Consider the following 18682-nt stretch of genomic DNA (forward strand, 5'->3'; position numbering starts at 1 on the left):
TCGTGATCAGAGGCCTTCGGCCCTTTTCAACAAGCAGAACAAGGTGGCGTACGTCGATGGTCCGGGAACCGTCAGGCAGATGTCCGATAGTCGACTCGGCCACGCCGTCCGCGCGCCAACCCGCGAGGTTGATCACCATCAAGGCACTCTGACCTGCACAATCGTCCAGGACCGAGGATCACGGTCGACCGACGGGGCCGAGGGAGCGCCGGCCCGAAGACAGCAATATGCGCGAAGACTTTTCGCGAACCGGGGGACATGCTGAAGCGGGTCGACCGGGCCGTTGGCGCCGCACCGCGTCCATTCCGCGGCACCTATGCCCGCGCCTCCCGTGTCCTTTCCCGCGAGTCGGCGGCCCGTGATTGGTGAACCCATGACGACCAATTCGCACCTGGAAACCCGCGACGCGCCGGACCTCGGCGACGCCGCCGTCGTCCACCGGCACCTGGTCGGCGCGCCCGGGCCGGACGCCCCGGTCGTCCGGCGGCAGACAGGCGCCCGGATCGAGGCCGTTGACGGCTCCTCGTGGCTGGACGCGGCCTCGGCCGGCTTCGGGCCCGGCCATCCCGTGGTGACCGGGAGCCTTGTCGAGCAGGCCGGCCGGGTCGCGCTCTCCAGCCGGATCCTGGTCAGCCGGCCACTGGCCGAGGCGGTCACCGCGCTGCACCAGCTGTGCCCGGATCCGCTGACGGTGTCGTACCTCTGCAACAGCGGGGCCGAGGCACTGGACTCGGCGCTCAAACTCGCCAAGGGCACCCACCGGTCCCGGCGGCTGGTGGCCGGCTTCGCCGGCGCGGAGCACGGCACCCTCGTCCACGGGCTGTCGCTGACCCACGGCTTCCCGCTCCTGCCCGACCAGCCGCTGAGCCCGGTCGCCGTGCCGCGCGACCGCCCCGACGAGCTCGTCGAGCGGATCCGCGACGACGTCGCCGCCGTGGTGGTGGCCGCGGCGGCGCCCGGCTACCGGCTGGCCGAACTGTCGCCGCAGTGGTGGCGTCGGCTCCGGGCCGCCTGCGACCGCAGTGGCACGCTGCTGGTGCTCGACGAACGACTCACCGGGCCGGCCCGGCTCGGCACCTCCCTGGCCGCCAGCCAGCTACCGGTGCTGCCGGACGCGCTGGTGCTCGGCGAGACGCTCGGCGCCGACGCGGTACCGGTCGGCTGCCTGGTGACCAGCCGCGCCACCTACGACCGGGTCTACGCCCGCCGCAACCCGAGCCTGCACGGGTCGACCTTCGGCGCCAACCCGCTCTCCTCGGCCGCTGTGGCGGCCGTCCTCCGGGTGTCCGCCGACGAGCGGCTCGCCGAACGGCAGCGGGACGTCGCCGGCCTCGCCCGCTCCCGGCTGGAGCCGCTGGTCGGCACCGGCACGGTGACCGAGGTCGGCGCCGACGGCTCGCTGATCTGGTTGCGGGCGGTCTCCCCGGCCGCCGCCCGGGAGCTGGTCACCGAGCTGGCCGGCGAACGGGTGCTGGTGCGCCCGCCGGACGGGGACGTGGTCGCCGTGCTGCCCCCGCTCACCGCCGCGCCGGACGACGTGGCCGAACTCCTCGACCGGGTCGCCACCGCCGGCGACCGGCTCGCGACGACCTGGCCCGACGGCCAGCGGGAGGTGCGCCGATGACCGCGCTGGACGACCGGCAGCGGATCTTCTCCGCGCTGGGCCGGCACTGGAACCCCACGGCCGCGACCATGCTGGCCGCCGCGGGGCGGTCGGTGGAGAGCCACGCCAGCGGCACCCAGGTGTACGCCGAGGACGGCACCGCCGCCCTCGACCTCGCCGCCAGCTACGGCGTCTTCCTGGTCGGCCACGGCAACCCGCGGGTGGCCGAGGCGGTCACCGAGGCGCTCCGGCAGGCCCCCGCGGTCCCGCCCGGCGCGGTGCACCCGGCCACCGCCACGCTGTTCCGCGCGCTGCTGGAGATCCTGCCGGCCGGGCTCGACCGGTTCGTGCTGGGCAGCTCGGGAGCGGAGATCTGCGAGACCGCGCTGCGGGCGGTCCGGCTGGCCCGCCCCGACCGGCAGCGGATCGTGGTCGCGGACGGCAGCTACCACGGCAAGACGCTGGCCGCCCTGTCCCTGCTCGGCCAGGGCAACCACCGCGCGCCGTTCGAACCACTCGGCGCGCACCTGGTCGTGGTCCCGTACGGTGACGCCGCGGCCGTGCGCGCGGCGGTGGCCGACGGTTCGGTGGCGGCGGTGTTCCTGGAACCGGTGCTGGGTGGCGCGCACCTCACCGTCCCACCGCCCGGTTACGTCCGCGAGGTCGCCGCCGCCTGCGCGGCCAGCGACACCCTGTTGGTGGCCGACGAGATCCAGACCGGCTTCGGTCGCACCGGGCGGATGTTCGCGGTCGAACACGACGACGTCCGGCCGGACGTCATGCTGCTGTCCAAGGCACTGACCGGAGGTTTCGTGCCGGTCGGTGTCTGCGCGCTGAGCTCCGCGATCGTGGAGGCCGCCGGTCGGCACCCGCGGTGGCACCCGTCGCTGCTGGCCTCCGGCTCCTCGGTCACCGGCGTCGCGGTCGCCGCCGCGGCGGCCACGATCGCCGAGGTCCGCGAGCGGGACCTGCCGGCCCGGGCCGCCGAACTGGGCCCGCGCCTCACCGAGGGCCTGGCGGCCGCCGTACGCCGGCACCCCAAGCACCTGCTGGCGGCACCCGGGATCGGGCTGATGGCCGGCCTGCGGACGGCCAACCCGGCGGTGGAGCTGATGGTCTCGATCGGCATGGGGCAGCGGGGCGTGCACACCGGGCACTCGCTCAACGAGCAGATCAGCGAGCCGGTGCTGCGCACGTACCCGCCGTTGACCTGCACCGCCGAGGACATCGACCAGGCGCTCGCCGCGCTGGAGGAGACGTTGACCTGGCTCGACCGGCAACCCCGCGCGCTCACCCGGGCCGCCACCGCGCTGCTGCGCCGGCAGTACCGGATCCCCCCACGGCTGATGCTGCGGCTGAACCGTTCCCCGATCCGGATGGACTGGCAGGCGGCATGACGATGACCCGATCCGCCACCGCCCTGGGCGGGCCGGCGGCGAGCATCGGCGCGGAGGCCCTGCGGGTCCGCGTCGTGGCACCACCCTCACCCGAATGGGACGCGGCCGCCGCGTTCGTCCGGACCGGGTACGCCGAGATCTACAACGCCCTGATCGACCCGGCGCCGGACTGCTTCGTGGTCGCTACCCGGCGCCGCCCCGGCCGACCCGAGGAGATCGTGGCCTGCGGCGGGATGACCTTCCACTCGCACCAGGGCTTCTTCTCCGAACGCTACCTCGACCAGCCGCTGGAGGAGGTGCTCCAGCGGGTGGCCGGGGCGCCGGTGTCCCGCGACGACGTGGTGGAGGTCGGGAACTTCGTGGCCCACGGCGGCAGCGGCGCCGAGCTGATCCGGCTGCTGCCACTGCTCGCCTGGTGTCAGGGCATGCGCTACGCGCTCTGCACCGCGACCGCTTCGCTGGCCGCGGCGCTGCCGCAGTTCGGGGTGCCGTTCGTGGCCCTCGGGCGGGCCCGGCCGACCTGGATGAGCGCCGGCGAGCGGCTGCGCTGGGGGACTTACTACGACCAGGCGCCGACCACCGGGCTGGTGCCGCTGGACCGGATCGGCGAGTTGGTCCGCGCCTGCACCGGCCGGTACCGCTTCGACAACCTCGACGTCGCGCTACGACGGGACCTGCCCGGGGAGACGATGACCGATGCTCATTGAGGAACGGCTCGCCCGCCTGGCCACCGACGGGCGCGCGCTGGTACAGCGGCTGGACGCGAACGGAAAGGTCGGCGACGCCCTGTCCTACCGGGACGGGATCGGTGCGGCCTGGATGCTGGCCGACCGGCTCCGCCTGGCCGACACCCGGCCGGTGGTGGGGGTGCTCACCGGCAACACCCCGGAATTCGTGGTCGCCGACCTCGCGCTGCTGCTCTCCGGCGCGGTGGAGGTGCCGGTGCCGCTGGCGTTCTCGGCCGACCAGGCGAACAGCCTGCTCCGCGAGGCCACCATCTGCCTGGTGGACTCCGCCGGCCGGCGGCGGCTGGCGGAGTGGGACGCCGACCGGGTGCTGCCGCCGGGCTGCCGGGTGGTGCCGGTGGAACTGCCCGACCTGGTGACCGCCGCGCGGGAGACCACGTCGGAGCGCTCCTGGCCGGACTCCCCGTGGCGCGACGAGCAGGCGATCTGCAAGGTGGTGCACACCTCCGGCACCACCTCCCGCCCCAAGGGGGTACGCATCCGCGGCGCCGGCCTGGACGCGTTGCTCCGGTCGCTGGACCGGGTGATGCCCGCGGGCGCGTACGCCCGCTACCTGTCGCTGGTCCCGTTCAGCCTGCTGATCGAGCAGGTGGCCGCGATCTACCTGGTGATCTGCCACGGCGGCACGGTGCTGCTGCTGCCGCCGGACGAGCCGCTCATCGGTACCTCCTCGTTCGCCGCGAGCGGGGTGTTGCGTTACACCCCGGCAGCCCGGCCGACCGCGCTGGTGGCCACGCCCGCGCTGGCCGAGGAACTGGCCGACCGGGCGGATCGGGCGGCGGCGCTGGGACGGCCGGTGGCGCCCGAGCTGTTCGGCCGGGACGAGGCCCCGCTGATCTGCTGCGGCGGCGCCCCCGTCGACGTCGGGACGCTGCACCGGCTGGACCGGCACGGTCTGGTCGTGTACGAGGGCTACGGACTCAGCGAGAACAGCTCGACCGTCTCCTGGAACGTCCCCGGCAACCGGCGGATCGGCACGGTCGGGCAGCCGCTGGACCACGTCGAGGTACGCCTGGCCGATGACGGCGAACTGCTGGTGCGCAGTTCGTCGCTGTTCGCCGGCTACACCGGCACCGACCCCTCCGCCTGCCTGGTCGACGAGGACGGTTGGCTGCACACCGGTGACCTGGCCGAGATCGAGGAGTCCGGCCACATCCGCATCGTCGGGCGGAAGAAGAACGTGATCGTCACCTCCGCCGGACGCAACATCGCCCCGGAGTGGGTGGAGGCACAGTATGCGACGTTGCCGTTCGTCCGGGCCAGCGCGGTCGTCGGCGACGGGATGCAGACGCTGCACGGGCTCTTCCTCATCTCCGAGACGACCGACGACGTGAGCGCCCGGCGCGGGATAGCGGCCCTCGGCGCCGAGCGACTCTCCGCGGTGGAGCAGGTCTCCGCCGCCTGTGTGCTACCCGCCAGCGACGAGCTGTACGGCCGGTACTTCACCGTGACCGGCCGGCCCCGGCGGGACGAGATCAGGGCCGCCATCGCAGACGGACGGCTGCCCTGCCGGCCGCTGAACTCGCCGACCGAACGGCCGGCATCGACGCCCACCCCCATCGACACCACTCTCGGGAGATGACGGGAATGCTGACGACCACGTTCGCCATGAGCCGGTACGGCACCGGCAACGGACTACTTTGCACCGGGCCGGCCATCGCCGACCTCACCGACCTCGACCCGCTGGTCACCATCCGACTGCTGCGCGAGTCGGGCTTCATCCTGTTCCGCGGCTTCCGCGCCGACCTGGAGCTCTTCTCCGCCCTCGTGCACTCGATCTCCGGCCGGATCACCCTCGACCCGGCCCGGGAGTTCCACGGCGGGGACGTGGCGCAGAAGGTCGACGCCGGAACCGCCGGGGTCGGTCTGCACATCGAGAACGGCAACAGCCCGTTCGCCCCCGATCTGACGTGGTTCTTCTGTGAGAAGGCGGCGGCCGAGGGGTCGGAGACCACGGTCTGCGACGGCTACCGGGTCTGGGATGCCTTCAGCGAGGAGGTCCGCGCCCAGTTCGCCGCGCAGGACATCGCGTACAGCCGGCGGGTCGAGGAGAACCGCTGGAAGGCGTTCGTCCAGCACCAGACCGGCGGCGAGAAGCCGGCCGAGGAGATCACCGTGGACGACATGCGGGCGTTGGCCACCGGGCCGGGCCGGACCGTCATCGAGCCGCTGGACGGGGGCGCGATCCACTACGAGTTCCAGGTGCCGGCCGCCCACCCGACCCTCTTCGGGTCCCGCCTGGCGTTCGCCAACAGCATCCTCGGCCCGTCCTACAACTACGAGAAGCCCCGCATCACCTTCGCCGACGGCACCGAGTTCTCCGCGGAGCTGGCGAAGGAGGTGGAGGAGCGTACGGCGGCCCTGACCGAGAACATCGAGTGGCAGGATGGGGACGTGGCGCTCATCGACAACACCCGGGTGATGCACGGGCGGCGGGACATCCTGGACCCGGCACGCACCATCTACAACGCCCAGAGCTACCTCTCCGAAGAGCTACGCACGGCGGCATGACGGAGGTCGTCCAGGAGCGGATCATCGTACGGGCGCCGGCCGCCGCGGTGTACGCGGCGGTCAGCGACGTCCGTCGGATGGGTGAGTGGAGCCCGGAGTGCGTCGGCGCGACGCTCGACGCCCCGGGCTCCCCGCTCGGCGTGGGCAGCACCTTCCGCGGCCACAACCGGCAGGGCCGGTGGCGCTCCTGGACCACCCGGTGCACCGTGACGGCGGCCGATCCCGGACGCTGTTTCGCCTTCGACGTCCGGCTGGCCGGCACGCTGGTCTCGACCTGGCGGTTCGAGCTGGCACCCGCCGCCGACGGCGGGACGGAGGTCGTCCAGTCGTGGTGGGACCGGCGCGGACCGGCCCGACGCAGGGTCGGCGCCCTGACGTCGGGGATCCGCGACCGGTCCCGGCACAACCGCGACGGTATGCGGCGTACGCTCGCGGCGCTGAAGGTCAGCGTCGAGTGCGTAGCACCGCCTCACCGTTGATCTGCCGCTGCACGAACTCGAACGCGCGGTCGCCGATCTTCCGGCCCATCTCCCACGACGCCTGGATAGCGGCCGGGAAGTGGACCCCGCCCCAGTAGCGACTCATCCCGCAGTCGTGCATCCAGTCGGTCCAGGTGTCCCAGCTCAGTACGAGGTCCTCGCGCGGGGTGATGCCGGGCTCAATCAGCGAGGAGCCGGCCTTCCGCTCGAACCGGAACCGCACCTGGTCGGTGCCGAGGTAGCGGCGGGCCGCCTGCACCTCGGCGGCGCAGAGCGCAGTCGAGCCGGACGGGTACTCCGAGTGGTCGGCCACGAGGAGGTAGGCACGCCACTGCTCGGCGGGCAGGTCGCGGACGGTGCCCTTCCCCGGGCCGCCCCAGGCGGTCACCTTCTGCCCCTGGTAGACGTGGCGGATGGCGGTGAACGGGCGCACCGAGTCGTAGACGTTCTTGTTGTACCAGGCGGCGATGGCGGCGTCGAAGGTCGCGGTCTCCGCTACCGCGTGCAGGTGCACCCATTCGTCCAGGCCCAGCTCGCGGTTCTGGATCGCCGCCCCGACGGCGAGTCCGAGGCTGGCGAACTTGTCGTCGAAGAACTCGGCCTTCGTCTTCTGCTCGTCGGTGAGCCCGGCGGAGGTGGCCAGCATGGCGTCCACCTGCGCCTTGTAAGCCGCCTTGTTGCGGTGGTTGCTGGCGGTCGGCGCCGGCACCAGGAACTCTCTCGGGTCGGTGTAGCTGTACGGGGTGACGTGCTGCAGCTGCGGGGTGACGAACTGCTGCACCTGGAAGATGCCGTTACCCTTGGTGACGATGGCCGGCTGCCAGTGCGACGCGTCGGTCAGCTCGTACGCGGTGTTGCGGGGCCGGTAGCCGGTGTAGTCGGTGTACGGCTGCCGGTTGTAGACCCGACCGCCGTGGTCGCCGAGCTGGTTCATGCCGTCGTGCTCGCGGGCGGCCGCCAGTCCCTTGCCGGCCAGGTTGCCGATGCCCACCGGGGTGCTCGGATCGGTGCTGTCGTCGGCCGGGTCCAGGTCGACCGACTGGAGCATCTCCCGCCAGGTCTGGGCGTACTGCGGCATGACGCTGTTGAACACCCGGAACGAGGCGTACAGGATGGCGATGTTCTTGTTGCGGTTGGTCGCCGCCTCGGCGCGGGGCCGGCGGGGCAGCTGGGTGTAGATGCCCACGGCCGTCGGGTGGTAGGGGGCGATAGCGTCGAACCAGCACAGTTCCAGCATGTTCGCGAACCGGATGATCAGGGTGGCGTCGCTGGGCGCGACGGTGGCGTAGACCGCCGGGCCGGCGAACGGCCCGAGCACCTCCTCGGCGGCGTTGCCGGTGTCGAAGTCGAACGCCGGCTCTGCGGCCGCGGTGGTCGGGGCGGCCGCCGAGGCGGTGCTGGTCCCGCTGAGGGCCAGGCCGGCGCCGGCGCCGGCCGCGCCGAGTAACACCGAGCGGCGGGAGGTGGCGTGCTGGCGCAGCCGGGCCAGCCAGTAGTCCTGCATGGTTCGTCCTTTGGGGAGGGCGCCGGCGTTCGACCGACGCGGGCGGGAGTGGTGGACCGGGCCGCCACCGCCCGACACGGAGGGCCGGCGCGACACCTGACACGCGGTGTCGACGTGGTGGAAGCGGCGACGGGCCGCGCGATCACTGGTGCGGTTGGTCCGACAAGGACGGTCGGGCTGATCCGGAGCAGCCGGACCGGCGCTGAGCAGCTCATGACCGCCCGGCGCAATTCCCATCCTGGGGAGCAGGGACGATCAATGTCTTCTCCCAGATTGCTGGTCGGACGGCACCCCTAAAAACCCCTGTCCGAACGACCGTCCCCCCGTCACCCGAGTGGCCCACCGGCACCCCGCCGGTCACTGCGCCGCGTGGTAGAAGTACGCGCCCAGCCCCACCGTGAACGCCAGCACCCCGTACGCGGCGTGCTCGACCCACACCACCAGCAGCGACCGGGTACGCAGGTAGCGGCGCGCGAACAGCACCCCGCCGACCAGGGTGAGCAGCACCGACAGCCAGGAGCCGAAGATGACGTGGGCGAAGCCGAACGCCCCCGCGCTGGCCGCCACCAGGCCGCCGCCCCGGCCGAAGACCGGAGCGTACCGGTAGCAGAGGAACGCCCGGAAGATCAGCTCCTGCGGATAGACCGAGAGCACCGGATAGAGCACTACCACCGCCACCCAGATCACCGGCTGCTGCCGGGGCAGGTCGAACAGGCGCTCCGGGGTCAGCACCGCCACCGCCGCGACTGCCAGCACGAAGGCGACCGCCCAGAGCCGGAGCACGGCCGGCAGCGCCGGTCGCAGGGCGGCCGGCCGGCCGAGGTCGGCCCGGTCGAACGTCGGCTGCCGGCGCAGCCACCACCAGGCCAGCGCGCCGAGCAGAACCAGCTCCGGGACCGGGCCGCCGGGCACGTCCCACCAGGCGAAGGCCGCCACCGCGCCGTAGAACAGGACCACGTACTCGACGGCGAGCCGTAGTCGGCGCCCCCGGTCCGTCGCACTCCGCCCCGTCGTGGGGCTTGTCAGCGTGCCGCTCATGCCGGGCACGGTACGGCCGCGGCGGGACCGCCGGGAGCGGTCGCGGGCCGGGTCGACCGCTGTTCGTCGAGCGTTCTCCGGCCCGTTCCCGCCGGTACGGGCGAGCGGGTCGCGGCGGCCCCACCACCCGCAGGGGGCGACCATCCGGATAGGGGTCGACCGCGGTCACTAGGGGTTGTTCCCGCCGACCCGGTGCGTTTGGCTGAGTTCGGCTCACGTTCCCGCACGCCGGTCCGGGCCGGGCCGGCGGCGCATCGCCCGCCCGAGCGGGGCGGCCACATCCGGGAGGGATCGTATGACGGTACAGGTCGAGGCGGTCGTCGAGGCACTCTACGACGGGCTGAAGCGGATGGACGCGCCGGCGGTGGTCAGCCTGTTCGACCCTGAGGCGGAGATCGTCACGCCGAAGTCGTTGCCCTGGTCCACCGGCCACTACAGCGGCCTGGACGGGGCGATGCAGTACTTCACCGGCGCGCTGGAACTGCTCGACGACAACCGGTTCGACGTGGAGGAGATCCGCGTCTCCGGCGACAGCTGGGCTGCCGCCATCGGCATGTGGTACGGCCACTTCCGCAACGGTGGCGAGTTCAACGTGCGCTTCGTGCACTTCTGGACGCTGCGCGACGGCAAGGTGATCAAGGGCGAGGGCATCTCCGACACCGACGGCATCGTCCGGGCCAGCCGCGGCGAGACGGCGTCCTGACCCGGGTCACCGACCCTCCACCCACGACCAGCCGCCAGCATCGGACCGATACGTCCGTGCCGTGCCCGGCCCCGCTGCCCCACGGGTCGGGCACGGTCGTGGGGGTGGTCCGCCGTCGCGGACACCATTCCGGCGGTCGCCGAGGGCCAGCGGGTACTGGGCGGCACAGTCGTCTGAGAGGCGGACCGGGCGCGCTCCTCCTTGCCCGGCGCCGCCACTCACGAGCTGGTCGTTCCCGCCAGCAGCGCCAGCCCGGTCTCCGGGTCGACCCGCTTGGCGAGGCTCGCCCCGACCTCGGAGATGACGACCTCCAGCGTCGGCCAAACCTCGCCGCGGAGCAGGTGGCCGCCGACGGTCGAGCCGTCCCGGCGGCCCAGCACGGCGTGCACGTGCAACGCCGGCTTCCCCTCGTGCTCGGCGATGTCACCCAGCAGCGACAGGACCTCGACCTGTTCCCCGACCGGGATGGTCCGGAAGTTGCGCTTCTCGCGCTCGAAGTAGGCGAGGTCCGCCGAGGCGAACCCGCCGACGGCGGTGACCCGGGCGCCGCGAATGCCGTGCCGCTGGGCAGCCTCGTTCACCGCGGCCACCGCGTCCTCGCCCTTGTCGACCACGACCACCAGTACGCGCCGGTCGCCGTCGCCCAGTTCGATTTCTCTCATGGTCACCCTCATCTCGCCGCCGGGCCGTCGATCCACGCCCGGAACGCCCCGGCCGCCGCGGCGGTTCGGTCACTCGCCACGCTATCGGCGCGGCCGGCGCGGACAGGCTCGATCGCCGTACTTGCCGGGTCTGCCCGTCCCGGCTCGGCCTTGGTCGACTCCATGTGCGGCATCTGGTGGTCTGCGCGGCGATGTGGTCTGCGCGGCGATGGAGGCCGCCGTCTGCGGGCGATGGAGATGCCCGGTCTGTGGCCGAACCACCGATGGCACGGGCACCCAGCCCCGGCCGGTGGACGTCACGGGCGGTTTGCCGACGGTGCGGTCGGGAAGCCAAGCGGTTGCCACGGCGCGGGGTCCGGTAGCCGCGCCGACGTTGAGGCGGGAGGTTGACATGGGTAACCAGGATCGACTCCACGACCTGCGCAAGCAGGCCCACAATGCGGGAATCGAGGGCAACTCCAAGATGACCGAGGGCCAGTTGCAGAACGCGCTCAAACAGGTCGGCAAGGGTAAATCGCCGGAGATGGCCAAGCGACAGGCCAAGGGCTGACGTACGCCTCGACGCCGGGATCCCACCGGGGTGCCGGCGTCGAGGCGCGATGCCTGGCCGGTTTCGGCGCCGCGCGACCCGTCGCGGGCAGGTTCAGCGCCGCGCGACCCGTCGCGGGCAGGTTCAGCGCCGCCCGATCAGCGGCGCGTAGTCGATCGCGGTGAGCGGCAGCCGGGACAGTGATCCGTCGGCCCGTGGCACGTCCAGCGGCTGCCCGTCCCGGCGGAAGGTGACCCCGTGCACGTCGGCGCGGCTGGTCAGCGTGCAGACGATCTGGCCGAACGCGAGGATCTGGTCGCTGCGTCCGGTCTCGTCCCCGGCCCCGCCCACCTCGACCTCGGCGACGCCGCCGCTGAGCCGGGCTCCGGCCACGGAGGCGGTGCCGGTCAGGGCGCTGATGAAGCCGGCGTCCCGTTCCGTGTTCCCGGGCCCGGCCAGCAGGTGTCGCAGGTGTGTGTCGACGTCGGGCAGGTAGTCCACCCGCCGCACCACGGTGCCCAGCCGGTCCTCCCGCACGAAACAGAGCGACTCGTTCGCCCGTCCGGCGTTCGAGTCGGCGCCGCCGCTGGCCGTGCTGTTGAAGGGACCGGGCCGGCCCGCCGCGCGGCGAGGAGCGTCGTCCACCGGAACACCGCACCCGGTCAGCAGGAGCGCGGCGACGGCCACGATCAGCACGCGGCGGATCACGGCCGGCACCCCGGCAGCTCCACCCGGAACCGGGCACCGCCCTCGGGGCGGTCCGCCACCACGGCTCGGCCCCCGTGCACGGCCGCGTGTTCGGCGACGAGCGCGAGACCGAGACCGGTCCCGTCGGTGCCGGCCCGGGCGTGGGCCGCCCGACCCCGAACGAAGCGGACGAAGACCACCTCGCGGTCCGGCTCGGGCACGCCCGGCCCGGCGTCGTCCACCTCGATGACGCCGGTGCCGTCGTCGTCGCAGCTCAACCGCACCGCGACCGGCCCGCCGGCGTAACGGACGGCGTTCTCCACCAGATTGAGCAGGATCTGCGCGACCCGACGCCGGTCCACGAACCACTCACCGCCGGCCGGGGTGGACCGCACCAACTCCTCCGGCAGCCCCTGCGCCCGGCAGGCATCCCGGGCGAGCGCCTCGACGTCAACGCGTTCACGGTGCGCCGGCTGCTCCGCCCGGGCCAGTTCGATCAGGTCGTCGACCAGCCGCTGGAAGCGGGCGATCTCGTCGGCGACAAGTCCGGCGGCCGTGGCCGTGCGTTCGTCGTGGTGCTCGCGACGGCGCTCCAGCACACTCGCCGCGGCGGCCAGCGTCTGCAGCGGTGAACGCAGTTCATGGCTGACGTCAGCGGCGAACCGCCGGTCCCGCTCGATGTGCCGCACCAGTTGTTCCACCATCCGATTGAACGAGGTGGAGAGGCGGGTGAGATCAGGATCGGTGGCGGGATCGAGGCGCGTGCTGAGGTCACCCGCGACGATCCGCTCGGCGGCGTCGGCGACCGCGGTCAGTGGCCGCAGGCTGTGCCGGGTCGCGTACCAGCCGAGGGCGGCGCCCGACCCGGCGACCATGATGGCGACCGCGGTCAGCGTCAACCCCACCAACTGGACGGTCTGCTCGACCTCACGCAGCGAGGTGAATTCGTAGTAGCTGGTCGTCGGCGAGAGCGGGACACCGACCAGCAGGGCCGGCTGCCCGTCCGTCCGGATCCGCTGCACGGCCGGCTCGCCCGAGCGGACCATCCGCTGCAACTCCGGCGGGACCGCGCTGGCACCGATCTCCGCGCTGCGCGCGTACCACCCGCCGTCACGATGCAGCAGCGGACGCCGGGCACTGCCCGTGTCCACCGACCGGAGCACCTCCGCGATGTCTGGCGTGTCCGTGTCCAGCCCCGAACGGACGACCGCGGCGTCGAAGTACGCCGCCCGGATCGCGGCGCGTTCCCGCTCGTCCAGCAGCGACCGCCGGGTCAGGTCGTACGAGAAGAGGGCCATCGCCGCCGCGAGCAGCAGCGCGCCGATGGCGAAGGCGGCGGTGACCCGGGCGCGCAGTCCGAGGCGGTTCATCTCTGCAGCTTGTATCCGAGACCACGGAGGGTGACCAGGTGTCGCGGGTTGCCCGGGTCCTCCTCGATCTTCTGCCGCAACCGGCCCACGTGCACGTCGACCAGGCGCTCGTCACCGGTGTCGTATCCCCACACCCGCTGCAGCAACTGCTGGCGGGACAGCACCTTGCCGGCGTGCTGGGCCAGCTCGCAGAGCAGGCGGAACTCCGTCCTGGTGACCGCGACCGGCCGGCCGGTGCGGCGGACCTCGCCGGCGTCCGCGCTGATCTCCAGATCACCGAAGACCTGCACCGCGGCGGGTGCCACGACGGCCCGCCCCCGGCGACGCAGGGCCCGCAACCGGGCGGACAATTCCTTGATCGCCACCGGCTTGACCAGGTAGTCGTCGGCGCCGGCCTCCAGCGCGGCCACGATGTCGTGCGTGTCGTCGCGGGCGCTGACCACCACGATGGGTACGTCGTCGTCGCGGCGGAGCTGCCGGATGCACTCGAACCCGTCCAGTCCGGGCAGCATGAGGTCGACGAGCACGTTGTCCGCCGGGTCCTGGCGTTGCCGGCGCAGCCCCTCCTCGGCGCTGGCCGCCCCGTACGCCGTGTAACCCTCCTCCTCGAGCGCGAGCAACAGTGCGAGCCGGATCCGGTCGTCGTCCTCGATCACCAGTACGGCTGCCACCCGGGAATCATCCCTGGCCTGCCCCCGGATCACCAAGCCCTGATTCTTGACGCGGATTTGTCACACAACTGTCATACCGCCGCGTGACGACCTCCACGATCGGCACCCAGGGTGTGAAACAGCAACGAACCGAACCACAGAGGAGCCGTCAGTGACCGCGCACCACCCGCTCCCACCGGAGTGCCGGGTGCCCCGGGTCGAGCTGGACATCACCACGGAACTCGACCTGCGCCGGCTCTCCGACGTCGGGGCGGTCCTCGACCGGGTCCTGTCCCTGCAGCCCGAGGAGGTCGTGATCGACCTGTCCGGATGCCGGCACCTCGACGCGGCCGCCATCGGGCTTCTGCTCGACGTCCAGCGCCGGCTCACCCGGCGAGGCGGTGCGCTCACGCTGCGCAATCCCCACCCGCGGATCCGCCGCATCCTGGACACGGCCCGTCCTGACCAGCCGCTGCCGGTCGCCGACCGTGCCCCGCATCCACCATCCGGCAGCGGCGACGCGGTCGGCAGCGAGCCGGCGAGACCAGCACTGGGGCGGGCCCGGGTCGTCACCCGGCCCTGAGCCCGCGGGAGCGAAGTCCAAGGAGGAATCAGTGACCGGCAGCGCGCTCCTCAGCGCCCTCGCCATCGGCTTCGGCGTCGGCGTCGTGGGCCGGCTCGTCCTGCCAGGCCCGAAGGCCGCCCCGGTGTGGCTGACCGTGGCGCTCGGCGTGGCCGCCGCGCTGCTGGGCTCCGTGACCGTCCGCCTGCTCGGCGTCGACTCGAACGGGGCGCTCCCCCGGGTGCTCGCCCAGGTCGGCTTCGCGGTCTCGGCGGTGGTGCTCGGCGTCGTCACCGCACGCCGGGGCGCCGGGGACGCCACCCGGTCCTGAGCAGCCGCACCACCCGGCAAACCGCCGGGGCCGCACGTTGGCACGGGCAAGAAGCGAGAGGAGTGAGCATGACGGTCGTACCGGCGGACCACCTGATGAGCTTGATCTGCGACGACTGCGGCGACACGATCACCGGTACCGCCTGCGTCCTGCCTGACGCCGAGGTCGTCTGGACCCTGGTGTTCGAGCACGGCTGGACGGGCTCACCCTTCGCCTCCGGCCCCCATTTCTGTCCCCGGTGCGGCCGCGGGCCGGAGGACGGCGGTGCCGAAGGCGCCGGCTCGGTCCGGAACCACGAGTTCGACGACGCCCTCGGGGTCGGCGACCTCGACGGGGTCGGCGACGGCCGGGCGGCCGGGCACGCGGAACCGGCGGAGGCGGTACGGCGGGCGCTGGCGGAATCGGTCACCCTCGGCCGGCAGGTGCTGGTCGACCTCGTCGAGGTGCGCACCATCGAGTCCGTGGGTCTCGGCCTGCTGGTGCGCGCCCATCAGGAAGCACGGCAGGACGGCAGGGTGCTCTGCCTGGTGGCGCCGTCCCGCTTCGTCCGGACCGTGCTGCACACCATGCGGCTGGACAGCGTCTTCCCTGTCATCCCCACCCGGGCGGCCGCCTTCCGGCGCGCCAGCCGGCCGCCGGTGGGGTCCACCCGCCCCGCCCCCACGACCGGCGCTGCCCGGCCGGGTCGGCCGCGTGGGGAACATCCGCCCGTTCAGCCGAGTCCGACGGCAGCCGCGCCGCCGGTGACGACCACGGAGGTCGCAAGGTGATGCCCTGGCCATACCCCGAGCAGAACCCCTACGTCGGCGACGACGGGGTCCACGACGAGGACCTGCGCCTCGCGGCGCTGGTGGCACAACGGCTGAGCGCGGACTGGACCACCCGCCGCCAGCAGATCTCGGTGAGCGTGCAGAACCGGGTGGTCATCCTGACCGGCCTGGTCGCCGACTCGGCGACCCGGCAGGCGGCCGGCGACCTGGCCTGGGACGTTATCGGCGTCTTCGACGTCTGCAACGCGCTCACCTTGTACGGTCGGAGTCGTGGCCGACGATGAGCTCGGGTCGTCCGGAGCCGGCAACCGGGGGCACGACAGCCGACCTCAGCGGCGGACCGACACCCGCCGGCCCCGCGGGGTGCGCCCGCCCGGCGGCCCGCCGGGGCCGGGGCGCCGTCGTCCCTCCCGGTGAGCCACGACAGCTTCCCTGACGATCGCACCGACGACGCCCTCCGCGCCGTTCGGCGTTCCGTCCTGGCGCGGCGGTACGCGCGGCCGACGCCGGGAACGCGATGGATCTGCAACGATGGGCCATGGCCTCCGGACGACGCGACGGTTGGGATCCGCTGCCGGCGGTCGCCGCCGCGATCGCCTTCGTCATGCTCGGTCTCTACGTCGGACTGATCGCCCAACAGGGCGGCGAGATCGCAGCCTGGTTTCTCGCCGGGTTGGCCGCCGCGGCGCTCGGCTCGGTCTACGGCGTGGTCCGCGCCGCACCACTACGGAGGCCGGCGCTGGCGGTGTCGGGCGTGGTGATGGCGCTGCTCGGGCTGCTCGGCATCCTGTCGATCGGCTGCCCGATCCTCGGCGCCGGCGTGCTGGCGCTGGTCGCCGCCGCGCGGCAGCCGAGGTCCACGGCCTAGCCGACTCGATCCGCTGCCGGCAGCGCCCGGGCCGGAGGTCAGGTCAGCAGCAGCTTCACCAGCGCAGCCAGCCCGACGACCACGATCACGGCGCGCAGCGCCGTCGGCGGCAGCCGGCGTCCCCAGCGGCCGCCGATCAGGCCACCCACCACGGATCCGGCCGCGATCAGCAACGCCGGCTGCCACGCGACCGTCCCCAGCGCGAGGAACAACACGGCCGCCACCCCGTTCACCAAGCCCGCGAGCAGGTTCTTCACCCCGTTGAGCCAGCGCAGGTCGGCGGAGAGCAGCACGCCTAGCAGGCCCAGCAGCAGCACCCCTTGGGCGGCGCCGAAGTAGCCGCCGTACACGCCGGTGCCGAACACGCCGAGGAGCAACAGCGGCCCGGCCCGTCGGCCGTCCTCGCCGCGCCAGCCGGCCAGCGCCCGAGCCAGCCGCGGCTGCACGACCACCAGCACCAGCGCCAGGCCGATCAGCGCCGGGACGATGGCGCGAAACGCGCCAGGGGGCAGGCACAGCAGCAGCACACCCCCGGTGACTCCGCCGAGTACGGCGGCGATGCCCAGCCGCAACAGCAGCCGGCCGTGCCCCGCCAGATCCTCGCGATAGGCGTACGCCCCGGAGAGCGATCCCGGCACCAGCCCCACCGTGTTCGACACGTTCGCGACCACCGGCGGATATCCCAGGGCCAGCAGCACCGGGAAGGTCACCAGCGTGCCCGAGCCCACCACCGCGTTGATCGCGCCCGCCGTAGCCCCGGCGGCCAGCACCGCCAGCCCTTCGGCAGCATTCAGCGCTGCGTCCATTGTTGCCCGCGCTCTCCCCGGGCCGGTCGACGCCCGCGGGTCGCCGCCACCCGGTTACCTCGGTACCAGATGCGGGCGCCAGCATAGGTGGCGGTTCCCTGGCTCCCACCGCCCTGCGTTGAAGATCACGCCTCACGGTCTCGGACGGCGCTAGTCGAGCGAGTTGGCGATCTCGATCGCCTCGGACATGGTGAAGTCACCCTCGAGGCGATAGCTCACCGCCGCGTGCTGCCAGATCAGGGTCGAGGCGGCGAGCCGGGCGGTCTCCACCCGAACGGTGCCGGTTCGGTCCACGTAGGCCACCGAGTGTGGACCGCCGATCCAGATGGCGAAGCCGCCGTCGACCTCGACCCACTCCAGCCCCGGCCCGCTGGCCTGTTTGTGGAAGGCCGGGTCGAGCTGACCGTCGAAGGCGTCGAGACGCAGCGTTCCCCCGCGGTACAGCAGCGTGGCCACCCGGTAGGCGCCCGTGGCGTCGGGGTCGGCGACCAGTACCTGCTCGGGTGGGCCCAGCTTCGCCGGGAGCCGGATCGGAAAGCGCACCTTCCGCTGTGCCTCGACCAGGGCGGCGGGCCGCTGCGCCGGCAGCGGCGATGGAATGCCGGTGGGCAGCGGGCCGGGTGACGTGACGATGGTGATGCCGGCGAAGCGCAGCAGCCCCGCCACGGCGTCGGCGACGGCGGCCCGTCCCGGCGGCAGCACCGCCACGAGCAGCGCGACGAGCGCCGCCACCAGGTAGCGCCATCGGCGTGGCCGGCCATCACGCCGACGACCGGCGGCGGGCGCGGTGAGCCGTGCCCGTACCCGGGCGGCCACCTCGGGCGGCTCGGGAGTCTGCAGCCAGCCGGCGAGGTCGCGCAGCTCCCGCTCGAGGTCATCCACGCCGCACCTCCTCGCGGTCGAGCAGGCCGCGAAGCTTCACCAGCGCACGGGCGGTCCGCGACTTCACCGTGCCCCGGGGCCAGCCGAGCATCGTCACGGTCTCGTCCTCACTCAGATCGAGGAAGAACCGGCAGACGATCACCTCACGGTCCCGCACCGGCAGCCGGCGCAGGGCCTGCACCAGCGCGGTGCGGCGTTCTCCGGCGAGGACCGCCTCGACGGCGAGGTCGCCGGCGACCTCCGGCACCGGGTGGGCCGCCGCGGCGCGCAGTACGAGCCCGTCCCGCCGGCTGCGCGAACGGTGCAGGTTACGGGTCTCGTTGGCCACGATCGCCAGCAACCAGGAGCGGAAGGACGACTCGCCGCGGTAGCGGGAAAGGTTGCGATGTCCCTTCACGAACGCCTCCTGCATGACGTCCTCCGCGTCCGGGCCCGCGCCGAGCAGCACCGCCGTCCGGTACGCGGACGCGGTGTGCCGGGCGACCAGGAGTTCATACGCCTCCAGGTCACCGGCCCGGGCTTGGGTGACCAGCTCTGCGTCGTCCAGGGCAACCTCCGGTGGGGACGAACTCTTGACACCGGCC

Annotated in this window: 21 protein-coding genes and 1 pseudogene; 13 read left to right on the forward strand and 9 right to left on the reverse strand. The window is 73.0% G+C overall.

The genetic code is table 11. From position 1 onward, the window contains the following. Positions 1 to 373: 373 nt before the first annotated feature. The 6 genes from ACIRG9_RS05030 to ACIRG9_RS05055 are packed head-to-tail and all read left to right on the forward strand — an operon-like array spanning position 374 to position 6736. Positions 374 to 1624 carry an aminotransferase class III-fold pyridoxal phosphate-dependent enzyme gene (locus ACIRG9_RS05030; RefSeq protein ID WP_402850385.1) on the forward strand — a complete coding sequence of 417 codons (1251 nt, stop codon included), beginning with the start codon at positions 374 to 376 and terminating at the stop codon, positions 1622 to 1624. Continuing rightward, on the forward strand, positions 1621 to 3000 hold the full coding sequence (locus ACIRG9_RS05035) for an aspartate aminotransferase family protein (RefSeq protein ID WP_402850388.1): 1380 nt from the start codon (positions 1621 to 1623) through the stop codon (positions 2998 to 3000). The genes ACIRG9_RS05030 and ACIRG9_RS05035 overlap by 4 nt, the downstream gene beginning before the upstream one ends. Beyond that, on the forward strand, positions 2997 to 3707 hold the full coding sequence (locus tag ACIRG9_RS05040) for a thermostable hemolysin (protein ID WP_402850391.1): 711 nt from the start codon (positions 2997 to 2999) through the stop codon (positions 3705 to 3707). Before ACIRG9_RS05035 ends, ACIRG9_RS05040 begins: the two co-directional genes overlap by 4 nt. Further along, positions 3697 to 5328 carry an AMP-binding protein gene (locus ACIRG9_RS05045; protein ID WP_402850394.1) on the forward strand — a complete coding sequence of 544 codons (1632 nt, stop codon included), beginning with the start codon at positions 3697 to 3699 and terminating at the stop codon, positions 5326 to 5328. The genes ACIRG9_RS05040 and ACIRG9_RS05045 overlap by 11 nt, the downstream gene beginning before the upstream one ends. After that, positions 5325 to 6257 (forward strand): TauD/TfdA family dioxygenase, encoded by a 933-nt coding sequence (locus ACIRG9_RS05050; protein WP_402850396.1) that lies wholly within the window; start codon positions 5325 to 5327, stop codon positions 6255 to 6257. Before ACIRG9_RS05045 ends, ACIRG9_RS05050 begins: the two co-directional genes overlap by 4 nt. Next, entirely contained in the window at positions 6254 to 6736 is a 483-nt protein-coding gene (locus ACIRG9_RS05055) for an SRPBCC family protein (protein WP_402850399.1), read from the forward strand. Before ACIRG9_RS05050 ends, ACIRG9_RS05055 begins: the two co-directional genes overlap by 4 nt. On the opposite strand, the gene ACIRG9_RS05060 is transcribed toward ACIRG9_RS05055, so the two are convergent. After that, on the reverse strand, positions 6702 to 8240 hold the full coding sequence (locus tag ACIRG9_RS05060; protein ID WP_402850402.1) for a vanadium-dependent haloperoxidase: 1539 nt from the start codon (positions 8238 to 8240) through the stop codon (positions 6702 to 6704). The two genes, ACIRG9_RS05055 and ACIRG9_RS05060, sit on opposite strands and share 35 nt — an antisense overlap. 357 nt (positions 8241 to 8597) lie before the next feature. Beyond that, the gene (locus tag ACIRG9_RS05065; protein ID WP_402850404.1) at positions 8598 to 9278 is read right to left on the reverse strand and encodes a type II CAAX prenyl endopeptidase Rce1 family protein; all 681 of its coding nucleotides are present in this window, start codon (positions 9276 to 9278) and stop codon (positions 8598 to 8600) included. 295 nt (positions 9279 to 9573) lie between these two features. Between ACIRG9_RS05065 and ACIRG9_RS05070 the strand changes: the two genes are divergently transcribed. Beyond that, positions 9574 to 9981 (forward strand): nuclear transport factor 2 family protein, encoded by a 408-nt coding sequence (locus ACIRG9_RS05070; protein WP_402850407.1) that lies wholly within the window; start codon positions 9574 to 9576, stop codon positions 9979 to 9981. A gap of 218 nt (positions 9982 to 10199) precedes the next feature. Here ACIRG9_RS05070 and ACIRG9_RS05075 read toward each other — a convergent pair whose 3' ends face one another. Continuing rightward, positions 10200 to 10643, reverse strand: a complete 444-nt coding sequence (locus tag ACIRG9_RS05075; protein ID WP_402850410.1) for a PPC domain-containing DNA-binding protein — start codon at positions 10641 to 10643, stop codon at positions 10200 to 10202. A gap of 391 nt (positions 10644 to 11034) precedes the next feature. Here ACIRG9_RS05075 and ACIRG9_RS05080 point away from each other — a divergent pair, with 391 nt between their 5' ends. Further along, positions 11035 to 11193: a hypothetical protein gene (locus ACIRG9_RS05080; protein ID WP_402850413.1), complete on the forward strand. Its 159-nt coding sequence runs from the start codon at positions 11035 to 11037 to the stop codon at positions 11191 to 11193. Between the two features lie 123 nt (positions 11194 to 11316). Here ACIRG9_RS05080 and ACIRG9_RS05085 read toward each other — a convergent pair whose 3' ends face one another. The 3 genes from ACIRG9_RS05085 to ACIRG9_RS05095 are packed head-to-tail and all read right to left on the reverse strand — an operon-like array spanning position 11317 to position 13900. Further along, a complete protein-coding gene (locus ACIRG9_RS05085; RefSeq protein WP_402850416.1) occupies positions 11317 to 11880 on the reverse strand; it encodes a GerMN domain-containing protein in 564 nt (187 codons plus the stop codon). Beyond that, positions 11877 to 13229: a sensor histidine kinase gene (locus ACIRG9_RS05090; RefSeq protein WP_402850419.1), complete on the reverse strand. Its 1353-nt coding sequence runs from the start codon at positions 13227 to 13229 to the stop codon at positions 11877 to 11879. Before ACIRG9_RS05090 ends, ACIRG9_RS05085 begins: the two co-directional genes overlap by 4 nt. Further along, positions 13226 to 13900, reverse strand: coding sequence for a response regulator transcription factor (locus ACIRG9_RS05095; RefSeq protein WP_402850421.1), 675 nt, complete (start codon positions 13898 to 13900; stop codon positions 13226 to 13228). Before ACIRG9_RS05095 ends, ACIRG9_RS05090 begins: the two co-directional genes overlap by 4 nt. Positions 13901 to 14051: 151 nt before the next feature. Between ACIRG9_RS05095 and ACIRG9_RS05100 the strand changes: the two genes are divergently transcribed. The 5 genes and pseudogenes from ACIRG9_RS05100 to ACIRG9_RS05120 all read left to right on the forward strand — a co-directional run bounded on the left by ACIRG9_RS05100 (position 14052) and on the right by ACIRG9_RS05120 (position 16410). Continuing rightward, on the forward strand, positions 14052 to 14462 hold the full coding sequence (locus ACIRG9_RS05100; RefSeq protein WP_402850424.1) for an STAS domain-containing protein: 411 nt from the start codon (positions 14052 to 14054) through the stop codon (positions 14460 to 14462). Positions 14463 to 14493: 31 nt separating this feature from the next. Further along, positions 14494 to 14772 carry a hypothetical protein gene (locus tag ACIRG9_RS05105; RefSeq protein WP_402850425.1) on the forward strand — a complete coding sequence of 93 codons (279 nt, stop codon included), beginning with the start codon at positions 14494 to 14496 and terminating at the stop codon, positions 14770 to 14772. A 68-nt stretch (positions 14773 to 14840) separates the two neighbouring features. Then, positions 14841 to 15386, forward strand: a pseudogene (locus ACIRG9_RS05110) (STAS domain-containing protein); the annotation flags it as partial. Positions 15387 to 15541: 155 nt separating this feature from the next. Continuing rightward, on the forward strand, positions 15542 to 15826 hold the full coding sequence (locus tag ACIRG9_RS05115; protein ID WP_402850428.1) for a BON domain-containing protein: 285 nt from the start codon (positions 15542 to 15544) through the stop codon (positions 15824 to 15826). A 254-nt stretch (positions 15827 to 16080) separates the two neighbouring features. Beyond that, entirely contained in the window at positions 16081 to 16410 is a 330-nt protein-coding gene (locus ACIRG9_RS05120) for a hypothetical protein (RefSeq protein WP_402850430.1), read from the forward strand. 38 nt (positions 16411 to 16448) lie between these two features. Here the strand turns inward: ACIRG9_RS05120 and ACIRG9_RS05125 are convergent, their stop codons facing one another. The 3 genes from ACIRG9_RS05125 to ACIRG9_RS05135 form a co-directional block, all read right to left on the reverse strand. Then, positions 16449 to 17216 (reverse strand): sulfite exporter TauE/SafE family protein, encoded by a 768-nt coding sequence (locus ACIRG9_RS05125; protein WP_402850433.1) that lies wholly within the window; start codon positions 17214 to 17216, stop codon positions 16449 to 16451. Between the two features lie 150 nt (positions 17217 to 17366). After that, positions 17367 to 18098, reverse strand: a complete 732-nt coding sequence (locus tag ACIRG9_RS05130; protein WP_402850436.1) for a hypothetical protein — start codon at positions 18096 to 18098, stop codon at positions 17367 to 17369. Then, entirely contained in the window at positions 18091 to 18546 is a 456-nt protein-coding gene (locus ACIRG9_RS05135; protein ID WP_402850439.1) for an RNA polymerase sigma factor, read from the reverse strand. Before ACIRG9_RS05135 ends, ACIRG9_RS05130 begins: the two co-directional genes overlap by 8 nt. Between the last annotated feature and the right edge of the window lie 136 nt (positions 18547 to 18682).

The organism is Micromonospora sp. NPDC093277 (assembly GCF_044765245.1).
Classification (GTDB): domain Bacteria; phylum Actinomycetota; class Actinomycetes; order Mycobacteriales; family Micromonosporaceae; genus Micromonospora.